This window comes from Enterobacter sp. TMH.L2, from assembly GCF_050847315.1.
Taxonomy (GTDB): domain Bacteria; phylum Pseudomonadota; class Gammaproteobacteria; order Enterobacterales; family Enterobacteriaceae; genus Cedecea.
Genome location: NZ_CP193791.1, coordinates 244,978 through 261,288 on the forward strand (window position 1 = coordinate 244,978; position 16,311 = coordinate 261,288).

General features: G+C 50.6%; 31 protein-coding genes. 30 read left to right on the forward strand and 1 reads right to left on the reverse strand.

What is annotated here, in order from left to right:
* Positions 1-14: 14 nt before the first annotated feature.
* The 3 genes from tuf to bfr all read left to right on the forward strand — a co-directional run bounded on the left by tuf (position 15) and on the right by bfr (position 2,153).
* Entirely contained in the window at positions 15-1,199 is a 1,185-nt protein-coding gene (tuf, locus tag ACREYP_RS01140) for an elongation factor Tu (protein WP_038478205.1), read from the forward strand.
* 214 nt (positions 1,200-1,413) lie between these two features.
* Positions 1,414-1,608 carry a bacterioferritin-associated ferredoxin gene (gene bfd / locus ACREYP_RS01145; RefSeq protein ID WP_008457135.1) on the forward strand — a complete coding sequence of 65 codons (195 nt, stop codon included), beginning with the start codon at positions 1,414-1,416 and terminating at the stop codon, positions 1,606-1,608.
* 71 nt (positions 1,609-1,679) lie between these two features.
* Positions 1,680-2,153, forward strand: coding sequence for a bacterioferritin (bfr, locus tag ACREYP_RS01150; RefSeq protein WP_008457137.1), 474 nt, complete (start codon positions 1,680-1,682; stop codon positions 2,151-2,153).
* A gap of 48 nt (positions 2,154-2,201) precedes the next feature.
* Here the strand turns inward: bfr and ACREYP_RS01155 are convergent, their stop codons facing one another.
* Positions 2,202-2,681: a prepilin peptidase gene (locus ACREYP_RS01155; RefSeq protein ID WP_008457139.1), complete on the reverse strand. Its 480-nt coding sequence runs from the start codon at positions 2,679-2,681 to the stop codon at positions 2,202-2,204.
* A 388-nt stretch (positions 2,682-3,069) separates the two neighbouring features.
* Between ACREYP_RS01155 and rpsJ the strand changes: the two genes are divergently transcribed.
* The 27 genes from rpsJ to ACREYP_RS01290 all read left to right on the forward strand — a co-directional run bounded on the left by rpsJ (position 3,070) and on the right by ACREYP_RS01290 (position 16,299).
* Complete coding sequence (gene rpsJ, locus ACREYP_RS01160) at positions 3,070-3,381, forward strand: 30S ribosomal protein S10 (protein ID WP_001181005.1); 312 nt, start codon at positions 3,070-3,072, stop codon at positions 3,379-3,381.
* Positions 3,382-3,412: 31 nt separating this feature from the next.
* Positions 3,413-4,042 carry a 50S ribosomal protein L3 gene (gene rplC, locus ACREYP_RS01165; RefSeq protein WP_006178923.1) on the forward strand — a complete coding sequence of 210 codons (630 nt, stop codon included), beginning with the start codon at positions 3,413-3,415 and terminating at the stop codon, positions 4,040-4,042.
* 10 nt (positions 4,043-4,052) lie between these two features.
* On the forward strand, positions 4,053-4,658 hold the full coding sequence (rplD, locus tag ACREYP_RS01170; protein WP_008457145.1) for a 50S ribosomal protein L4: 606 nt from the start codon (positions 4,053-4,055) through the stop codon (positions 4,656-4,658).
* Positions 4,655-4,957, forward strand: a complete 303-nt coding sequence (gene rplW, locus ACREYP_RS01175) for a 50S ribosomal protein L23 (protein WP_008457148.1) — start codon at positions 4,655-4,657, stop codon at positions 4,955-4,957. The genes rplD and rplW overlap by 4 nt, the downstream gene beginning before the upstream one ends.
* Positions 4,958-4,974: 17 nt before the next feature.
* On the forward strand, positions 4,975-5,796 hold the full coding sequence (rplB, locus tag ACREYP_RS01180) for a 50S ribosomal protein L2 (RefSeq protein ID WP_008457150.1): 822 nt from the start codon (positions 4,975-4,977) through the stop codon (positions 5,794-5,796).
* A gap of 16 nt (positions 5,797-5,812) precedes the next feature.
* On the forward strand, positions 5,813-6,091 hold the full coding sequence (rpsS, locus tag ACREYP_RS01185; protein ID WP_001138115.1) for a 30S ribosomal protein S19: 279 nt from the start codon (positions 5,813-5,815) through the stop codon (positions 6,089-6,091).
* A 14-nt stretch (positions 6,092-6,105) separates the two neighbouring features.
* Positions 6,106-6,438, forward strand: a complete 333-nt coding sequence (rplV, locus tag ACREYP_RS01190; RefSeq protein ID WP_002919773.1) for a 50S ribosomal protein L22 — start codon at positions 6,106-6,108, stop codon at positions 6,436-6,438.
* Between the two features lie 17 nt (positions 6,439-6,455).
* The gene (rpsC, locus tag ACREYP_RS01195; RefSeq protein ID WP_006817277.1) at positions 6,456-7,154 is read left to right on the forward strand and encodes a 30S ribosomal protein S3; all 699 of its coding nucleotides are present in this window, start codon (positions 6,456-6,458) and stop codon (positions 7,152-7,154) included.
* A 12-nt stretch (positions 7,155-7,166) separates the two neighbouring features.
* Positions 7,167-7,577 carry a 50S ribosomal protein L16 gene (gene rplP, locus ACREYP_RS01200; protein ID WP_002438716.1) on the forward strand — a complete coding sequence of 137 codons (411 nt, stop codon included), beginning with the start codon at positions 7,167-7,169 and terminating at the stop codon, positions 7,575-7,577.
* Positions 7,577-7,768, forward strand: a complete 192-nt coding sequence (rpmC, locus tag ACREYP_RS01205; protein ID WP_008457158.1) for a 50S ribosomal protein L29 — start codon at positions 7,577-7,579, stop codon at positions 7,766-7,768. The genes rplP and rpmC overlap by 1 nt, the downstream gene beginning before the upstream one ends.
* A complete protein-coding gene (rpsQ, locus tag ACREYP_RS01210) occupies positions 7,768-8,022 on the forward strand; it encodes a 30S ribosomal protein S17 (RefSeq protein ID WP_008457160.1) in 255 nt (84 codons plus the stop codon). Before rpmC ends, rpsQ begins: the two co-directional genes overlap by 1 nt.
* A 166-nt stretch (positions 8,023-8,188) precedes the next feature.
* Entirely contained in the window at positions 8,189-8,560 is a 372-nt protein-coding gene (gene rplN / locus ACREYP_RS01215) for a 50S ribosomal protein L14 (protein ID WP_008457164.1), read from the forward strand.
* Between the two features lie 10 nt (positions 8,561-8,570).
* A complete protein-coding gene (gene rplX / locus ACREYP_RS01220) occupies positions 8,571-8,885 on the forward strand; it encodes a 50S ribosomal protein L24 (protein ID WP_007724317.1) in 315 nt (104 codons plus the stop codon).
* Between the two features lie 14 nt (positions 8,886-8,899).
* Positions 8,900-9,439: a 50S ribosomal protein L5 gene (gene rplE, locus ACREYP_RS01225; RefSeq protein ID WP_008457169.1), complete on the forward strand. Its 540-nt coding sequence runs from the start codon at positions 8,900-8,902 to the stop codon at positions 9,437-9,439.
* 14 nt (positions 9,440-9,453) lie between these two features.
* Entirely contained in the window at positions 9,454-9,759 is a 306-nt protein-coding gene (rpsN, locus tag ACREYP_RS01230) for a 30S ribosomal protein S14 (protein WP_008457171.1), read from the forward strand.
* A 33-nt stretch (positions 9,760-9,792) separates the two neighbouring features.
* Entirely contained in the window at positions 9,793-10,185 is a 393-nt protein-coding gene (rpsH, locus tag ACREYP_RS01235; protein WP_008457173.1) for a 30S ribosomal protein S8, read from the forward strand.
* A 13-nt stretch (positions 10,186-10,198) separates the two neighbouring features.
* Positions 10,199-10,732 (forward strand): 50S ribosomal protein L6, encoded by a 534-nt coding sequence (gene rplF, locus ACREYP_RS01240; RefSeq protein ID WP_008457175.1) that lies wholly within the window; start codon positions 10,199-10,201, stop codon positions 10,730-10,732.
* 9 nt (positions 10,733-10,741) lie between these two features.
* Positions 10,742-11,095: a 50S ribosomal protein L18 gene (gene rplR, locus ACREYP_RS01245; RefSeq protein WP_008457177.1), complete on the forward strand. Its 354-nt coding sequence runs from the start codon at positions 10,742-10,744 to the stop codon at positions 11,093-11,095.
* Positions 11,096-11,109: 14 nt separating this feature from the next.
* Positions 11,110-11,610, forward strand: coding sequence for a 30S ribosomal protein S5 (rpsE, locus tag ACREYP_RS01250; protein ID WP_008457179.1), 501 nt, complete (start codon positions 11,110-11,112; stop codon positions 11,608-11,610).
* A 6-nt stretch (positions 11,611-11,616) separates the two neighbouring features.
* On the forward strand, positions 11,617-11,796 hold the full coding sequence (gene rpmD, locus ACREYP_RS01255; protein ID WP_004846568.1) for a 50S ribosomal protein L30: 180 nt from the start codon (positions 11,617-11,619) through the stop codon (positions 11,794-11,796).
* Positions 11,797-11,799: 3 nt separating this feature from the next.
* Positions 11,800-12,234 carry a 50S ribosomal protein L15 gene (gene rplO / locus ACREYP_RS01260; protein ID WP_008457184.1) on the forward strand — a complete coding sequence of 145 codons (435 nt, stop codon included), beginning with the start codon at positions 11,800-11,802 and terminating at the stop codon, positions 12,232-12,234.
* Between the two features lie 7 nt (positions 12,235-12,241).
* Positions 12,242-13,573 (forward strand): preprotein translocase subunit SecY, encoded by a 1,332-nt coding sequence (secY, locus tag ACREYP_RS01265; RefSeq protein WP_008457186.1) that lies wholly within the window; start codon positions 12,242-12,244, stop codon positions 13,571-13,573.
* Positions 13,574-13,603: 30 nt separating this feature from the next.
* Positions 13,604-13,720 carry a 50S ribosomal protein L36 gene (gene rpmJ, locus ACREYP_RS01270; protein ID WP_008457187.1) on the forward strand — a complete coding sequence of 39 codons (117 nt, stop codon included), beginning with the start codon at positions 13,604-13,606 and terminating at the stop codon, positions 13,718-13,720.
* A 146-nt stretch (positions 13,721-13,866) separates the two neighbouring features.
* Positions 13,867-14,223: a 30S ribosomal protein S13 gene (gene rpsM, locus ACREYP_RS01275; RefSeq protein WP_008457189.1), complete on the forward strand. Its 357-nt coding sequence runs from the start codon at positions 13,867-13,869 to the stop codon at positions 14,221-14,223.
* A 16-nt stretch (positions 14,224-14,239) separates the two neighbouring features.
* On the forward strand, positions 14,240-14,629 hold the full coding sequence (gene rpsK / locus ACREYP_RS01280; RefSeq protein WP_008457192.1) for a 30S ribosomal protein S11: 390 nt from the start codon (positions 14,240-14,242) through the stop codon (positions 14,627-14,629).
* Between the two features lie 34 nt (positions 14,630-14,663).
* The gene (gene rpsD, locus ACREYP_RS01285; RefSeq protein WP_008457194.1) at positions 14,664-15,284 is read left to right on the forward strand and encodes a 30S ribosomal protein S4; all 621 of its coding nucleotides are present in this window, start codon (positions 14,664-14,666) and stop codon (positions 15,282-15,284) included.
* Positions 15,285-15,309: 25 nt separating this feature from the next.
* Positions 15,310-16,299 (forward strand): DNA-directed RNA polymerase subunit alpha, encoded by a 990-nt coding sequence (locus ACREYP_RS01290; protein WP_008457196.1) that lies wholly within the window; start codon positions 15,310-15,312, stop codon positions 16,297-16,299.
* The last annotated feature ends 12 nt before the right edge of the window (positions 16,300-16,311 follow it).

Genomic DNA, 16,311 nt, shown 5'->3' on the forward strand with positions numbered 1-16,311 from the left:
TAAGGAATATAGCCGTGTCTAAAGAAAAATTTGAACGTACAAAACCGCACGTTAACGTTGGTACTATCGGCCACGTTGACCACGGTAAAACCACTCTGACCGCTGCAATCACTACCGTTCTGGCTAAAACCTACGGTGGTTCTGCTCGTGCATTCGACCAGATCGATAACGCACCAGAAGAAAAAGCTCGTGGTATCACCATCAACACCTCCCACGTTGAGTACGACACCCCGACTCGTCACTACGCGCACGTTGACTGCCCAGGGCACGCCGACTACGTGAAAAACATGATCACCGGTGCTGCTCAGATGGACGGCGCTATCCTGGTTGTTGCTGCGACTGACGGCCCTATGCCTCAGACCCGTGAGCACATCCTGCTGGGTCGTCAGGTTGGCGTTCCTTACATCATCGTGTTCCTGAACAAATGCGACATGGTTGATGATGAAGAGCTGCTGGAGCTGGTTGAAATGGAAGTGCGTGAACTTCTGTCTCAGTACGACTTCCCAGGCGATGACACTCCAATCATCCGCGGTTCTGCTCTGAAAGCGCTGGAAGGCGAAGCTGAGTGGGAAGCTAAAATCGTTGAACTGGCTGGCTTCCTGGATTCTTACATCCCAGAACCAGTACGTGCAATCGACCTGCCGTTCCTGCTGCCAATCGAAGACGTATTCTCCATCTCCGGTCGTGGTACCGTTGTTACCGGTCGTGTAGAGCGCGGTATCGTTAAAGTAGGTGAAGAAGTTGAAATCGTTGGTATCAAAGATACTGCGAAATCTACCTGTACCGGCGTTGAAATGTTCCGCAAACTGCTGGACGAAGGCCGTGCTGGTGAGAACGTAGGTGTTCTGCTGCGTGGTATCAAACGTGAAGAAATCGAACGTGGTCAGGTACTGGCTAAGCCAGGCTCAATCAAGCCGCACACCAAGTTCGAATCTGAAGTGTACATCCTGTCCAAAGACGAAGGCGGCCGTCATACTCCGTTCTTCAAAGGCTACCGTCCACAGTTCTACTTCCGTACAACTGACGTGACCGGTACCATCGAACTGCCAGAAGGCGTAGAGATGGTAATGCCAGGCGACAACATCAAAATGGTTGTTACCCTGATTCACCCAATCGCGATGGACGACGGTCTGCGTTTCGCAATCCGTGAAGGCGGCCGTACCGTTGGCGCTGGTGTTGTTGCAAAAGTTCTGAGCTAATCCTCTGATACTTTAATGCAATAGTGAAAAGGGCATCTTAGGATGCCCTTTTTTATGTTTGAAATTTGCTGTTTGCCAGTGAAAGCGATCGCTTACTGCAGTTGGCATCAGTTTTTGCATTTGATTACCATTCTCTGTCTTCTGCCCCGCCGTACTCCTTGTAAAGCCAATCATTCTCATTTACAATTTGCGCAGTTTTTGAGCGGGAGTGATCATGTACGTTTGCTTGTGTAACGGTGTAAGCGATAAGACAATTCGTCAGGCGGTGCGACAACATCACCCGCAGTCTTTTCAGCAACTTAGAAAGTTTATCCCGGTGGGAAATCAGTGCGGGAAGTGCGTTCGACAGGCGCGTGAAATCATGCAAGACGAACTGATGCAGATCCCGGAATTTAAAGAGATCGCTTAAAACACGCTCATTTTTTTGACTTACACCCTGTGACATCTACGCTTCAATAAGTGGAAGCGGAGGATGTCAAAATGAAAGGTGATGTTAAGATAATAAATTATCTCAATAAATTATTGGGAAACGAGCTTGTCGCGATTAACCAGTATTTTCTGCATGCCCGCATGTTCAAAAACTGGGGATTAAAACGTCTGAACGACGTTGAGTACCACGAGTCCATCGATGAAATGAAGCACGCCGATAAGTACATCGAACGTATTCTCTTCCTCGAAGGCATTCCAAATCTGCAGGACCTCGGCAAGCTGGGTATTGGGGAGGATGTCGAAGAAATGCTTCGCTCTGACCTGAGGCTGGAACTGGATGGTGCAAAGGATTTGCGTGAAGCCATCGCCTATGCCGATAAAGTGCATGATTATGTTAGCCGTGACCTGATGATCGAAATTCTGGCCGATGAAGAAGGCCATATCGACTGGCTCGAAACGGAACTGGACCTCATTCAGAAGCTGGGCATTCAGAACTACCTGCAGGCCCAGATACGCGAAGAGTAACCCCGTATGATCAAGACAGAGGGATTTCCCTCTGTCTTCTTTGAAACCTTATCCAAATACCTGCCAGCAAAAATTCCCCCATCCTGAGAGCGCAAGCCAGGGGCCAAAAGGCATTTCAGCGCTGTCACGGCACCCGATCAGATAAAGTATTCCGGCATAAGCGATGCCCAGGGAAGATGCCAAAGCGACAATGAGAGGTAGATGCTGCCAGTAGCTCCAGGCTCCAATTGCCGCCAGTAGTTTGAAATCACCATAACCTAATCCTTCTTTGCCGGTAGCATAACGGAATACTTGAAAGGTAACCCACAGGAAGAGGTAGCCGGCTATCGCGCCGAATACGGCATGATGAACATGGTGAGGGTTAACCAGACTATGAAACAACAATCCCAGCCACAGTAAGGGTAGGGTAAGTCTGTCTGGTAGAAGCATGGTTTTGAAATCACTCAAGCTTAGCGCCAGAGCCAGGCAAAAATAGAGCAACGCAGCGACGGGGAGTAGCCAGGCGATCTGTATGTCGGTCAGTATCATCTTTTTATCCCGCTGAGGATTAAGCCCTCGGATACTACGCGGGTGTGCTGGCTAAACCTATCAACCTTCTAATTTGGCGTGTGATAATGCGCAATGCCTCGAAGATATAGGGAAGGTAAGGCATGAAACTCACTAAATGCAGGATGTCGGTGAAATTTCAACCCATATGACTTGCAAGCTGCCTTGAAACCCGTATAATGCGCGGGCTGTCTTAATAGACCGCTGGTTCAATATGAACCCTGATAGCAGTCAGTCGAAGCAATTCAGTTGCTATCAAACAATGTCCCCAATTGGGGGACTATGTATGAACGATTACACTCCTCCATCAATCGTAATGGATGTGAGTAGTAATTTTTTTCGTCTATAAAATAATTGGAGCTCTGGTCTCATGCAGAACCAAAGAATCCGTATCCGCCTTAAAGCGTTTGATCATCGTCTGATCGATCAATCAACTGCGGAAATCGTCGAGACTGCTAAGCGCACTGGTGCGCAAGTCCGTGGTCCGATCCCGCTGCCGACCCGCAAAGAGCGCTTTACCGTTCTGATCTCCCCGCACGTCAACAAAGACGCGCGTGATCAGTACGAGATCCGCACTCACAAGCGTCTGGTTGACATCGTTGAGCCAACTGAGAAAACCGTTGATGCTCTGATGCGTCTGGATCTGGCTGCCGGTGTAGACGTGCAGATCAGCCTGGGTTAATCAGGTCATTGACGATTGAGAGGTTGAAACAATGATTGGTTTAGTCGGTAAAAAAGTGGGTATGACCCGTATCTTCACTGAAGACGGCGTTTCTATCCCAGTAACCGTAATCGAAGTAGAAGCAAACCGTGTTACTCAGGTTAAAGACCTGGCTAACGACGGCTACCGTGCTGTTCAGGTGACCACTGGTGCTAAAAAAGCTAACCGTGTAACCAAGCCGGAAGCTGGTCACTTCGCTAAAGCTGGCGTTGAAGCTGGCCGTGGTCTGTGGGAATTCCGTCTTGCTGAAGGCGAAGAGTTCACCGTAGGTCAGGACATTAGCGTTGAACTGTTTGCTGACGTTAAAAAAGTTGACGTAACCGGTACCTCTAAAGGTAAAGGTTTCGCAGGTACCGTTAAGCGCTGGAACTTCCGTACCCAGGACGCTACCCACGGTAACTCCTTGTCTCACCGCGTTCCGGGTTCTATCGGTCAGAACCAGACTCCGGGCAAAGTGTTCAAAGGCAAGAAAATGGCAGGCCAGCTGGGTAACGAACGTGTCACTGTTCAGAGCCTGGACGTAGTACGTGTTGACGCTGAGCGCAACCTGCTGCTGGTGAAAGGTGCGGTCCCGGGTGCAACCGGTAGCGACCTGATCGTTAAACCAGCTGTGAAGGCGTAAGGGGATAGCAATGGAATTAGTATTGAAAGACGCGCAAAGCGCGCTGACTGTTTCCGAAACTACCTTCGGTCGTGACTTCAACGAAGCGCTGGTACACCAGGTTGTTGTTGCTTATGCAGCAGGCGCCCGTCAGGGTACTCGTGCTCAGAAGACCCGTGCTGAAGTAACTGGTTCCGGCAAAAAGCCGTGGCGCCAGAAAGGTACCGGCCGTGCGCGTTCTGGTTCTATCAAGAGCCCGATCTGGCGTTCCGGTGGCGTAACCTTCGCTGCTCGCCCGCAGGACCACAGTCAAAAAGTTAACAAAAAGATGTACCGCGGCGCGCTGAAAAGCATCCTGTCCGAACTGGTACGTCAGGATCGTCTGATCGTTGTTGAGCAGTTCTCTGTTGAAGCACCGAAAACCAAGCTGCTTGCTCAGAAACTGAAAGATATGGCTCTGGAAGATGTGCTGATCGTGACCGGTGAACTGGATGAGAATCTGTTCCTGGCTGCTCGTAACCTGCATAAGGTTGACGTGCGCGATGTAGCTGCAATCGACCCAGTTAGCCTGATCGCCTTCGACAAAGTCGTTATGACTGCGGAAGCAGTTAAGCAAGTTGAGGAGATGCTGGCATGATCCGTGAAGAACGTCTGCTGAAAGTACTGCGCGCGCCGCACGTATCTGAAAAAGCGTCTACCGCGATGGAAAAAACCAACACCATCGTACTCAAAGTTGCGACTGACGCGACCAAAGCAGAGATCGTTGCTGCTGTACAGAAGCTGTTCGAAGTTGAAGTAAAAGACGTTAACACCCTGGTAGTTAAAGGGAAAACTAAACGTCACGGACAGCGTGTTGGTCGTCGTAGCGACTGGAAAAAAGCTTACGTCACCCTGAAGGAAGGCCAGAATCTGGACTTCGTCGGCGGCGCTGAGTAAGTCGGAGGAGAAAGACAATGGCAGTTGTTAAATGTAAACCGACATCTCCGGGTCGTCGCCACGTAGTTAAAGTGGTTAACCCTGAGCTGCACAAGGGCAAGCCTTTTGCTCCGTTGCTGGAAAAAAACAGCAAATCCGGTGGCCGTAACAACAATGGTCGTATCACTACCCGTCATATCGGTGGTGGTCACAAGCAGGCATACCGTATTGTTGACTTTAAACGCAACAAAGATGGTATCCCGGCAGTTGTTGAACGTCTTGAGTACGATCCGAACCGTTCCGCGAACATCGCGCTGGTTCTGTACAAAGATGGCGAACGCCGTTACATCCTGGCCCCTAAAGGCCTGAAAGCTGGCGACCAGATTCAGTCTGGCGTTGATGCTGCAATCAAAGCGGGTAACACCCTGCCGATGCGCAATATCCCGGTTGGTTCTACCGTTCATAACGTAGAAATGAAACCAGGTAAAGGCGGTCAGCTGGCTCGTTCCGCTGGTACCTACGTGCAGATCGTTGCTCGTGATGGTGCTTACGTTACCCTGCGCCTGCGCTCCGGTGAAATGCGTAAAGTCGAAGCTGACTGCCGCGCTACCCTGGGCGAAGTTGGCAACGCTGAGCATATGCTGCGCGTTCTGGGTAAAGCAGGTGCTGCTCGCTGGCGTGGTGTTCGTCCTACCGTTCGCGGTACCGCGATGAACCCAGTCGATCACCCACATGGTGGTGGTGAAGGTCGTAACTTTGGTAAGCACCCGGTATCCCCGTGGGGCGTTCAGACCAAAGGTAAGAAGACCCGCAGCAACAAGCGTACTGATAAATTTATCGTACGTCGCCGTAGCAAATAATTTTAGAGGATAAGCCATGCCACGTTCTCTCAAGAAAGGTCCTTTTATTGACCTGCACTTGCTGAAGAAGGTAGAGAAAGCGGTGGAAAGCGGTGACAAGAAGCCCCTGCGCACTTGGTCCCGTCGTTCAACGATCTTTCCTAACATGATCGGTTTGACCATCGCTGTCCATAATGGTCGTCAGCACGTTCCAGTCTTTGTTTCCGACGAAATGGTCGGTCACAAACTGGGTGAATTCGCACCGACTCGTACTTATCGCGGCCACGCTGCTGATAAAAAAGCGAAGAAGAAATAAGGTAGGAGGAAGAGATGGAAACTTTAGCTCAACATCGCCATGCTCGTTCTTCTGCTCAGAAGGTTCGCCTTGTTGCTGACCTGATTCGCGGTAAGAAAGTGTCGCAGGCTCTGGATATTCTGACCTACACCAATAAGAAAGCGGCTGTATTGGTTAAGAAAGTACTGGAATCTGCCATTGCTAACGCTGAACACAACGATGGCGCTGACATTGACGATCTGAAAGTCGCGAAAATCTTCGTAGACGAAGGCCCTAGCATGAAGCGCATTATGCCTCGTGCAAAAGGTCGTGCAGATCGCATCCTGAAGCGCACCAGCCACATTACTGTGGTTGTGTCCGATCGCTGAGACTCTGGAGACTAGCAATGGGTCAGAAAGTACATCCTAATGGTATTCGCCTGGGTATTGTAAAACCATGGAACTCAACCTGGTTTGCGAACACCAAAGAATTCGCTGACAACCTGGACAGCGATTTTAAAGTACGTCAGTACCTGACTAAGGAACTGGCTAAGGCGTCTGTATCTCGTATCGTTATCGAGCGTCCTGCTAAGAGCATCCGTGTGACCATTCACACCGCTCGCCCAGGTATCGTTATCGGTAAGAAAGGTGAAGACGTAGAAAAACTGCGCAAGGTCGTAGCGGATATCGCTGGCGTTCCTGCACAGATCAATATCGCCGAAGTTCGTAAACCTGAACTGGACGCAAAATTGGTTGCTGACAGCATCACTTCTCAGCTGGAGCGTCGTGTGATGTTCCGTCGTGCGATGAAGCGTGCTGTACAGAACGCAATGCGTCTGGGCGCTAAAGGTATCAAAGTTGAAGTTAGCGGCCGTCTGGGCGGCGCCGAGATCGCACGTACCGAATGGTACCGTGAAGGTCGCGTGCCGTTGCACACTCTGCGTGCTGACATCGACTACAACACCTCTGAAGCGCACACCACTTATGGTGTAATCGGCGTTAAGGTATGGATCTTCAAAGGTGAGATCCTGGGTGGTATGGCTGCTGTTGAACAACCGGAACCGGCTGCTCAACCTAAAAAGCAGCAGCGTAAAGGCCGTAAGTAAGGAGAGTCGCTGATGTTACAACCAAAGCGTACAAAATTCCGTAAAGTGCACAAAGGCCGCAACCGTGGTCTGGCGCAGGGTACGGATGTTAGCTTCGGCACTTTCGGTCTGAAAGCTGTTGGCCGTGGTCGTCTGACTGCCCGTCAGATCGAAGCAGCACGTCGTGCAATGACCCGTGCAGTTAAGCGTCAGGGTAAGATCTGGATCCGTGTATTCCCGGACAAACCGATCACCGAAAAGCCGCTTGAAGTGCGTATGGGTAAAGGTAAAGGTAACGTGGAGTATTGGGTTGCCTTGATCCAGCCAGGTAAAGTCCTGTATGAAATGGACGGCGTACCTGAAGAGCTGGCCCGTGAAGCCTTCAAGCTGGCAGCAGCAAAACTGCCTATCAAAACCACCTTTGTAACTAAGACGGTGATGTAATGAAAGCAAAAGAGCTGCGTGAAAAGAGCGTCGAAGAGCTGAACACCGAGCTGCTGAACCTGTTGCGTGAGCAGTTCAATCTGCGCATGCAGGCTGCAAGTGGCCAGCTGCAACAGACTCACCTGCTGAAGCAGGTTCGTCGTGATGTTGCACGTGTTAAGACTTTACTGACTCAGAAGGCGGGTGCGTAATGACCGATAAAATCCGTACTCTGCAAGGTCGCGTTGTCAGCGACAAAATGGAGAAATCCATTGTTGTTGCCATCGAACGTGTTGTGAAGCACCCGATCTACGGGAAATTCATCAAGCGTACGACCAAACTGCACGTACATGACGAGAACAACGAATGCGGTATCGGTGACGTGGTTGAAATCCGCGAATGCCGTCCGCTGTCCAAGACTAAGTCCTGGACGCTGGTTCGCGTTGTAGAGAAAGCGGTTCTGTAATACAGTACCCTTTCTCAAACAAATAAACGGCTCAGCGATGAGCCGTTTATTTTTTCTACCCATATCCTGGAACCGGTGTTATAATGCCGCGCCCTCGTTTATGGGGCTTTTTAACGACCTGATTTCCAGGTCCCGAAGTAGTAGTTGACATTAGCGGAGCACTGAAATGATCCAAGAACAGACTATGCTGACCGTGGCCGACAACTCCGGCGCACGTCGCGTAATGTGTATCAAGGTTCTGGGTGGCTCGCACCGTCGCTACGCAGGCGTCGGCGACATCATCAAAATTACCATCAAGGAAGCAATTCCTCGCGGTAAGGTGAAGAAAGGCGATGTGCTGAAAGCGGTAGTGGTGCGCACCAAGAAGGGTGTTCGTCGCCCGGACGGTTCTGTCATTCGCTTCGATGGCAATGCATGCGTTATTTTAAATAATAACAGTGAGCAGCCAATCGGCACGCGTATTTTTGGGCCGGTAACTCGTGAACTGCGTAATGAGAAGTTCATGAAAATTATCTCTCTGGCACCAGAAGTACTCTAAGGAGCGAATCATGGCAGCGAAAATCCGTCGTGATGACGAAGTTATCGTGTTAACCGGTAAAGATAAAGGTAAGCGCGGTAAAGTAAAAAATGTCCTGTCTTCCGGCAAGGTCATTGTTGAAGGTATCAACCTGGTTAAGAAACATCAGAAGCCGGTTCCGGCCCTGAACCAGCCAGGCGGCATCGTTGAAAAAGAAGCTGCAATTCAGGTTTCTAACGTTGCTCTCTTCAACGCGGCAACCGGCAAGGCTGACCGTGTAGGCTTTAGATTCGAAGACGGCAAAAAAGTCCGTTTCTTCAAGTCTAACAGCGAAACTATCAAGTAATTTGGAGTAGTACGATGGCGAAACTGCATGATTACTACAAAGACGAAGTAGTTAAGAAACTCATGACTGAGTTTAACTACAATTCTGTCATGCAAGTCCCTCGGGTCGAGAAGATCACCCTGAACATGGGTGTTGGTGAAGCGATCGCTGACAAGAAACTGCTGGATAACGCAGCAGCTGATCTGACAGCAATCTCCGGTCAAAAGCCGTTGATCACCAAAGCACGCAAATCTGTTGCAGGCTTCAAAATCCGTCAGGGCTATCCGATCGGCTGTAAAGTAACTCTGCGTGGCGAACGCATGTGGGAGTTCCTTGAGCGTCTGATCACTATTGCTGTACCTCGTATCCGTGACTTCCGTGGCCTGTCCGCTAAGTCTTTCGACGGTCGTGGTAACTACAGCATGGGTGTCCGTGAGCAGATCATCTTCCCAGAAATCGATTACGACAAAGTCGATCGCGTCCGTGGTTTGGATATTACCATTACCACTACTGCGAAATCTGATGATGAAGGCCGTGCTCTGCTGGCTGCCTTTGACTTCCCGTTCCGCAAGTAAGGTAGGGTTACTTCATGGCTAAGCAATCAATGAAAGCACGCGAAGTAAAGCGCGTTGCTTTGGCTGAAAAATTCTTCGCTAAACGCGCAGAACTGAAAGCTATCATTTCTGATGTGAACGCGACCGACGAAGACCGTTGGAACGCTGTTCTCAAGCTGCAAACTCTGCCGCGTGATTCCAGCCCGTCCCGTCAGCGTAAACGCTGCCGCCAGACTGGTCGTCCACATGGTTATGTGGGCAAGTTCGGGTTGAGCCGTATCAAGTTACGTGAAGCCGCCATGCGCGGTGAAGTACCTGGCTTGAAAAAGGCTAGCTGGTAATTGTCACCAATTGAATCACGGGAGTAGAGACAGATGAGCATGCAAGATCCGATCGCGGATATGCTGACCCGTATCCGTAACGGTCAGGCCGCGAACAAAGTTGCGGTCACCATGCCTTCCTCCAAGCTGAAAGTGGCAATCGCCAACGTGCTGAAGGAAGAAGGTTATATTGAAGAATTTAAAATTGAAGGCGACATCAAGCCTGAACTGGAACTGACTCTTAAGTATTTCCAGGGCAAGGCTGTGGTAGAGAGCATTCAGCGAGTCAGCCGCCCAGGCCTGCGCATCTATAAGAAAAAAGATGAGCTGCCTAAAGTTATGGCCGGCATGGGTATTGCTGTCGTTTCTACCTCTAAAGGTGTTATGACTGATCGTGCAGCGCGCCAGGCTGGTCTTGGTGGCGAAATTATCTGCTACGTAGCGTAATTGGAGGAATAAAATGTCTCGTGTTGCTAAAGCACCGGTCGTTGTTCCTGCAGGCGTAGAGGTAAAACTCAACGGTCAGGTTATTTCGATCAAAGGTAAAAACGGCGAGCTGACTCGTACTATCAACGATGCTGTTGAAGTTAAACACGCTGAAAATGCTCTGACTTTCGCTCCGCGCGAAGGCTTTGCAAACGCGTGGGCCCAAGCGGGTACCACTCGTGCGCTGTTGAACGCAATGGTTGTCGGTGTTACCGAAGGCTTCACTAAGAAGCTGCAGCTGGTTGGTGTAGGTTATCGTGCAGCCGTTAAAGGCGACGTGGTGAATTTAGCCCTGGGCTTCTCTCACCCTGTTGAGCATAAGCTGCCTGCGGGTATCACTGCTGAATGTCCGACTCAAACTGAAATCGTGCTGAAAGGCGCTGATAAGCAGATGATCGGTCAGGTTGCAGCTGATCTGCGCGCCTACCGTCGTCCTGAGCCTTACAAAGGCAAGGGTGTTCGTTACGCCGACGAAGTCGTGCGTACCAAAGAGGCTAAGAAGAAGTAAGGTAACACTATGGATAAGAAATCTGCTCGTATCCGTCGTGCGACCCGCGCACGTCACAAGCTCAAAGAGCTGGGTGCAACTCGCCTGGTGGTACATCGTACCCCGCGTCATATTTACGCACAGGTAATTGCTCCAAATGGTTCTGAAGTTCTGGTAGCTGCATCTACTGTAGAAAAAGCTATCACTGAGCAACTGAAGTACACTGGAAACAAAGACGCCGCTGCAGCTGTAGGTAAAGCTGTTGCTGAGCGCGCTCTGGAAAAAGGCATCACCGTTGTTGCTTTTGACCGTGCTGGTTTCCAATATCATGGTCGTGTCCAGGCACTGGCAGATGCTGCCCGTGAAGCTGGCCTTCAGTTCTAAGGTAGAGGTGTAAGATGTCTCACATCGAAAAACAAGCTGGCGAACTGCAGGAAAAGCTGATCGCGGTAAATCGCGTATCTAAAACCGTTAAAGGCGGTCGTATTTTCTCCTTCACTGCTCTGACAGTGGTAGGCGACGGTAACGGTCGTATTGGTTTTGGTTACGGTAAAGCGCGTGAAGTTCCAGCAGCGATCCAGAAAGCGATGGAAAAAGCCCGTCGCAACATGATTAACGTCGCGCTGAACAGCGGCACCCTGCAGCACCCTGTTAAAGGCGTGCACACAGGTTCCCGCGTGTTCATGCAGCCGGCTTCCGAAGGTACCGGTATCATCGCCGGTGGTGCAATGCGCGCCGTCCTGGAAGTCGCTGGTGTTCATAACGTCCTGGCTAAAGCGTATGGTTCCACTAACCCGATTAACGTGGTTCGTGCAACTATCGATGGCCTGGCGAATATGAAATCTCCAGAAATGGTCGCTGCCAAGCGTGGTAAATCCGTTGAAGAAATTCTGGGGTAATTGACCATGGCAAAGACTATTAAAATCACTCAAACCCGCAGTGCAATCGGTCGTCTGCCGAAACACAAGGCAACGCTGCTTGGCCTGGGTCTGCGTCGTATTGGCCACACCGTAGAGCGCGAGGATACTCCTGCTGTACGCGGTATGGTCAACGCGGTTTCCTACATGGTTAAAGTTGAGGAGTAAGAGATGCGTTTAAATACTCTGTCTCCGGCCGAAGGGTCTAAGCACGCTTCCAAGCGTCTGGGTCGTGGTATCGGTTCTGGCCTCGGTAAAACCGGCGGTCGTGGTCACAAAGGTCAGAACTCTCGTTCTGGTGGTGGCGTACGTCGTGGTTTCGAAGGTGGTCAGATGCCGTTGTACCGTCGTCTGCCGAAATTCGGTTTCACCTCTCGCAAAGCAATGATCACGGCAGAAGTTCGTCTGTCCGATCTGGCGAAAGTTGAAGGCGACGTAGTTGACCTGAACACGCTGAAAGCAGCAAACATTATCGGTATTCAGATCGAGTTCGCGAAAGTGATCCTGTCTGGTGAGGTAACTCGTCCGGTAACTGTTAGCGGCCTGCGTGTGACCAAAGGCGCTCGTGCTGCTATCGAAGCTGCTGGCGGTAAAATCGAGGAATAAGTAGCAGATGGCAAAACAACCGGGATTAGATTTTCAAAGTGCTAAAGGCGGCCTCGGCGAGCTGAAACGCAGACTGATGTTTGTTATCGGTGCGCTGATTGTGTTTCGTATTGGCTCTTTTATTCCGATCCCTGGTATTGATGCCGCTGTACTTGCCAAACTGCTTGAGCAACAGCGAGGCACCATCATTGAGATGTTTAACATGTTCTCTGGTGGTGCTCTCAGCCGTGCTTCTATCTTCGCACTGGGTATCATGCCGTACATTTCGGCATCGATCATCATTCAGCTGCTTACCGTGGTTCATCCCGCGTTGGCAGAGCTGAAGAAAGAAGGGGAATCTGGTCGTCGTAAGATTAGCCAGTACACCCGTTACGGCACTCTGGTGCTGGCAATATTCCAGTCAATCGGTATTGCTACCGGTTTACCGAATATGCCTGGTATGCAGGGCCTGGTGTTAAACCCAGGCTTTGCATTCTATTTCACCGCTGTTGTAAGTCTTGTCACCGGGACAATGTTCCTGATGTGGCTGGGCGAACAGATTACTGAACGTGGTATCGGTAACGGTATCTCAATCATAATCTTCGCGGGTATCGTTGCGGGACTTCCGCCGGCCATTGGCCATACCATCGAGCAAGCAAGGCAAGGCGACCTGCACTTCCTCCTGTTGCTGTTGGTTGCAGTATTAGTATTTGCAGTGACCTTCTTCGTTGTTTTTGTTGAGCGTGGCCAGCGCCGCATTGTGGTCAACTACGCTAAACGTCAACAGGGTCGTCGTGTCTATGCTGCGCAGAGCACACATTTACCGCTGAAAGTGAACATGGCCGGGGTTATCCCTGCGATCTTCGCCTCCAGTATTATTCTGTTCCCGGCGACCATCGCGTCATGGTTCGGGGGCGGTACCGGTTGGAACTGGCTGACAACAATTTCGCTGTATTTGCAGCCTGGGCAACCGCTTTATGTGTTACTCTATGCGTCTGCAATCATCTTCTTCTGTTTCTTCTACACGGCGTTGGTCTTCAACCCGCGTGAAACAGCAGATAACCTGAAGAAGTCCGGTGCATTTGTACCAGGAATTCGTCCGGGAGAACAAACGGCGAAGTATATCGATAAAGTAATGACCCGCCTGACTCTGGTTGGTGCGTTGTACATTACCTTTATCTGCCTAATCCCGGAGTTCATGCGCGATGCAATGAAAGTGCCGTTCTACTTCGGTGGGACCTCACTGCTGATCGTTGTTGTCGTTATCATGGACTTTATGGCTCAAGTGCAAACTCTAATGATGTCAAGTCAGTACGAGTCTGCATTGAAGAAAGCGAACCTGAAAGGCTACGGCCGTTAATCGTCGCTTGAGAAGTTACGGAGAGTAAAAATGAAAGTTCGTGCTTCCGTCAAGAAATTATGTCGTAACTGCAAAATCGTTAAGCGTGACGGTGTTATTCGCGTGATTTGCAGCGTAGAGCCGAAGCATAAACAGCGTCAAGGCTGATTATCTCGCATATTTTTCTTGCAAAGTTGGGTTGAGCTGGCTAGATTAGCCAGCCAATCTTTTGTATGTCTATGCGTTTCCATTTGAGTATCCTGAAAACGGGCTTTTCGGCATGGGACGCATAATCTAAATAGTAGGAGTGCATAGTGGCCCGTATAGCAGGCATTAACATTCCTGATCAAAAACACGCCGTGATCGCGTTAACCTCGATCTACGGTGTCGGCAAGACTCGCTCCAAGGCCATTTGCGCTGCGGCGGGTATCGCTGAAGATGTTAAGATCAGTGAGCTGTCTGAAGAACAAATCGACACGCTGCGTGACGAAGTTGCCAAATTTGTCGTTGAAGGTGATCTGCGCCGTGAAGTGAGCATGAGCATCAAGCGTCTGATGGACCTTGGTTGCTATCGCGGTTTGCGTCATCGTCGTGGTCTGCCAGTGCGCGGTCAGCGTACTAAGACCAACGCACGTACCCGTAAGGGTCCGCGCAAACCGATCAAGAAATAATCGGGGTGATTGAATAATGGCAAAGGCACCAATTCGTGCACGTAAACGTGTAAGAAAAACAGTCTCTGACGGCGTGGCTCATGTCCATGCTTCTTTCAACAACACCATCGTTACTATTACCGATCGTCAGGGTAATGCGTTGGGTTGGGCAACTGCCGGTGGTTCCGGTTTCCGTGGTTCTCGCAAATCCACTCCGTTTGCAGCTCAGGTTGCAGCAGAGCGTTGCGCAGAAGCCGTGAAAGAATACGGTATCAAGAACCTGGAAGTTATGGTTAAGGGTCCTGGCCCAGGCCGCGAATCAACTATTCGTGCTCTGAACGCCGCTGGTTTCCGCATCACTAATATTACTGATGTGACTCCAATCCCTCATAACGGTTGTCGTCCGCCGAAAAAACGTCGCGTATAACGCGTCCGTTTTCTAGGATTGTTGGAGAAAGAAAATGGCAAGATATTTGGGTCCTAAGCTCAAGCTGAGCCGTCGTGAGGGCACCGACTTATTCCTTAAGTCTGGCGTTCGCGCGATCGATACCAAGTGTAAAATTGAACAAGCTCCTGGCCAGCACGGTGCGCGTAAACCGCGTCTGTCTGACTATGGTGTGCAGTTGCGTGAAAAGCAGAAAGTTCGCCGTATCTACGGTGTGCTGGAGCGTCAGTTCCGTAACTATTATAAAGAAGCAGCTCGTCTGAAAGGCAACACCGGTGAAAACCTGTTGGCTCTGCTGGAAGGCCGTCTGGACAACGTTGTTTACCGTATGGGCTTCGGCGCTACTCGTGCAGAAGCACGTCAGCTGGTTAGCCATAAAGCTATCATGGTAAATGGTCGCGTTGTTAACATCGCTTCTTATCAGGTAACTCCGAATGACGTAGTCAGCATCCGTGAGAAAGCCAAAAAGCAATCTCGCGTTAAGGCCGCTCTGGAGCTGGCTGAGCAGCGTGAAAAGCCAACCTGGCTGGAAGTTGATGCTGCCAAGATGGAAGGTGTGTTCAAGCGTAAGCCTGAGCGTACCGATCTGTCTGCGGACATTAACGAACACCTGATCGTCGAGCTTTACTCCAAGTAAAGCTTAGTACCAAAGAGAGGACACAATGCAGGGTTCTGTGACAGAGTTTCTAAAACCACGCCTGGTAGATATCGAGCAAGTGAGTTCGACGCACGCCAAGGTGACCCTTGAGCCGTTAGAGCGTGGCTTTGGCCATACTCTTGGTAACGCACTGCGCCGTATTCTGCTTTCGTCGATGCCGGGTTGCGCGGTGACTGAGGTTGAGATTGATGGTGTACTGCACGAGTACAGCACCAAAGAAGGCGTTCAGGAAGATATCCTGGAAATCCTGCTCAACCTGAAAGGGCTGGCGGTAAGAGTTCAAGGTAAAGATGAAGTTATCCTTACCCTGAATAAATCTGGCATTGGCCCTGTGACCGCAGCCGATATCACCCATGATGGTGATGTCGAAATCGTCAAGCCGCAGCATGTGATCTGCCACCTGACCGATGAGAACGCTGCTATTAGCATGCGTATCAAAGTTCAGCGCGGTCGCGGTTATGTGCCGGCTTCTACCCGAATTCATTCGGAAGAAGATGAGCGCCCAATCGGCCGTCTGCTGGTCGACGCCTGCTACAGCCCTGTAGAGCGTATTGCCTACAATGTTGAAGCCGCGCGTGTAGAACAGCGTACCGACCTGGACAAGCTGGTCATCGAAATGGAAACCAACGGCACAATCGATCCTGAAGAGGCGATTCGTCGTGCGGCGACCATTCTGGCAGAACAACTTGAAGCTTTCGTTGACCTACGTGATGTACGTCAGCCGGAAGTTAAAGAAGAGAAACCAGAATTCGATCCGATCTTGCTGCGCCCTGTTGACGATCTGGAATTGACTGTCCGCTCTGCTAACTGCCTCAAGGCAGAAGCTATCCACTATATCGGTGATCTGGTACAGCGTACCGAGGTTGAGCTGCTCAAAACGCCTAACCTGGGTAAAAAATCTCTTACTGAGATTAAAGACGTGCTGGCTTCTCGTGGTTTGTCTCTGGGCATGCGCCTGGAAAACTGGCCACCAGCAAGCATTGCTGACGAGTAACCGGATCACAGG

Bases quoted from the DNA above. Each gene is read 5' to 3' on its own strand.
- bfd (WP_008457135.1), top strand. From the start codon at position 1,414: ATGTACGTTTGCTTGTGTAACGGTGTAAGCGATAAGACAATTCGTCAG.
- bfr (WP_008457137.1), top strand. From the start codon at position 1,680: ATGAAAGGTGATGTTAAGATAATAAATTATCTCAATAAATTATTGGGA.
- ACREYP_RS01155 (WP_008457139.1), bottom strand. From the start codon at position 2,681: ATGATACTGACCGACATACAGATCGCCTGGCTACTCCCCGTCGCTGCG.
- rpsJ (WP_001181005.1), top strand. From the start codon at position 3,070: ATGCAGAACCAAAGAATCCGTATCCGCCTTAAAGCGTTTGATCATCGT.
- rplC (WP_006178923.1), top strand. From the start codon at position 3,413: ATGATTGGTTTAGTCGGTAAAAAAGTGGGTATGACCCGTATCTTCACT.
- rplD (WP_008457145.1), top strand. From the start codon at position 4,053: ATGGAATTAGTATTGAAAGACGCGCAAAGCGCGCTGACTGTTTCCGAA.
- rplW (WP_008457148.1), top strand. From the start codon at position 4,655: ATGATCCGTGAAGAACGTCTGCTGAAAGTACTGCGCGCGCCGCACGTA.
- rplB (WP_008457150.1), top strand. From the start codon at position 4,975: ATGGCAGTTGTTAAATGTAAACCGACATCTCCGGGTCGTCGCCACGTA.
- rpsS (WP_001138115.1), top strand. From the start codon at position 5,813: ATGCCACGTTCTCTCAAGAAAGGTCCTTTTATTGACCTGCACTTGCTG.
- rplV (WP_002919773.1), top strand. From the start codon at position 6,106: ATGGAAACTTTAGCTCAACATCGCCATGCTCGTTCTTCTGCTCAGAAG.
- rpsC (WP_006817277.1), top strand. From the start codon at position 6,456: ATGGGTCAGAAAGTACATCCTAATGGTATTCGCCTGGGTATTGTAAAA.
- rplP (WP_002438716.1), top strand. From the start codon at position 7,167: ATGTTACAACCAAAGCGTACAAAATTCCGTAAAGTGCACAAAGGCCGC.
- rpmC (WP_008457158.1), top strand. From the start codon at position 7,577: ATGAAAGCAAAAGAGCTGCGTGAAAAGAGCGTCGAAGAGCTGAACACC.
- rpsQ (WP_008457160.1), top strand. From the start codon at position 7,768: ATGACCGATAAAATCCGTACTCTGCAAGGTCGCGTTGTCAGCGACAAA.
- rplN (WP_008457164.1), top strand. From the start codon at position 8,189: ATGATCCAAGAACAGACTATGCTGACCGTGGCCGACAACTCCGGCGCA.
- rplX (WP_007724317.1), top strand. From the start codon at position 8,571: ATGGCAGCGAAAATCCGTCGTGATGACGAAGTTATCGTGTTAACCGGT.
- rplE (WP_008457169.1), top strand. From the start codon at position 8,900: ATGGCGAAACTGCATGATTACTACAAAGACGAAGTAGTTAAGAAACTC.
- rpsN (WP_008457171.1), top strand. From the start codon at position 9,454: ATGGCTAAGCAATCAATGAAAGCACGCGAAGTAAAGCGCGTTGCTTTG.
- rpsH (WP_008457173.1), top strand. From the start codon at position 9,793: ATGAGCATGCAAGATCCGATCGCGGATATGCTGACCCGTATCCGTAAC.
- rplF (WP_008457175.1), top strand. From the start codon at position 10,199: ATGTCTCGTGTTGCTAAAGCACCGGTCGTTGTTCCTGCAGGCGTAGAG.
- rplR (WP_008457177.1), top strand. From the start codon at position 10,742: ATGGATAAGAAATCTGCTCGTATCCGTCGTGCGACCCGCGCACGTCAC.
- rpsE (WP_008457179.1), top strand. From the start codon at position 11,110: ATGTCTCACATCGAAAAACAAGCTGGCGAACTGCAGGAAAAGCTGATC.
- rpmD (WP_004846568.1), top strand. From the start codon at position 11,617: ATGGCAAAGACTATTAAAATCACTCAAACCCGCAGTGCAATCGGTCGT.
- rplO (WP_008457184.1), top strand. From the start codon at position 11,800: ATGCGTTTAAATACTCTGTCTCCGGCCGAAGGGTCTAAGCACGCTTCC.
- secY (WP_008457186.1), top strand. From the start codon at position 12,242: ATGGCAAAACAACCGGGATTAGATTTTCAAAGTGCTAAAGGCGGCCTC.
- rpmJ (WP_008457187.1), top strand. From the start codon at position 13,604: ATGAAAGTTCGTGCTTCCGTCAAGAAATTATGTCGTAACTGCAAAATC.
- rpsK (WP_008457192.1), top strand. From the start codon at position 14,240: ATGGCAAAGGCACCAATTCGTGCACGTAAACGTGTAAGAAAAACAGTC.
- rpsD (WP_008457194.1), top strand. From the start codon at position 14,664: ATGGCAAGATATTTGGGTCCTAAGCTCAAGCTGAGCCGTCGTGAGGGC.
- ACREYP_RS01290 (WP_008457196.1), top strand. From the start codon at position 15,310: ATGCAGGGTTCTGTGACAGAGTTTCTAAAACCACGCCTGGTAGATATC.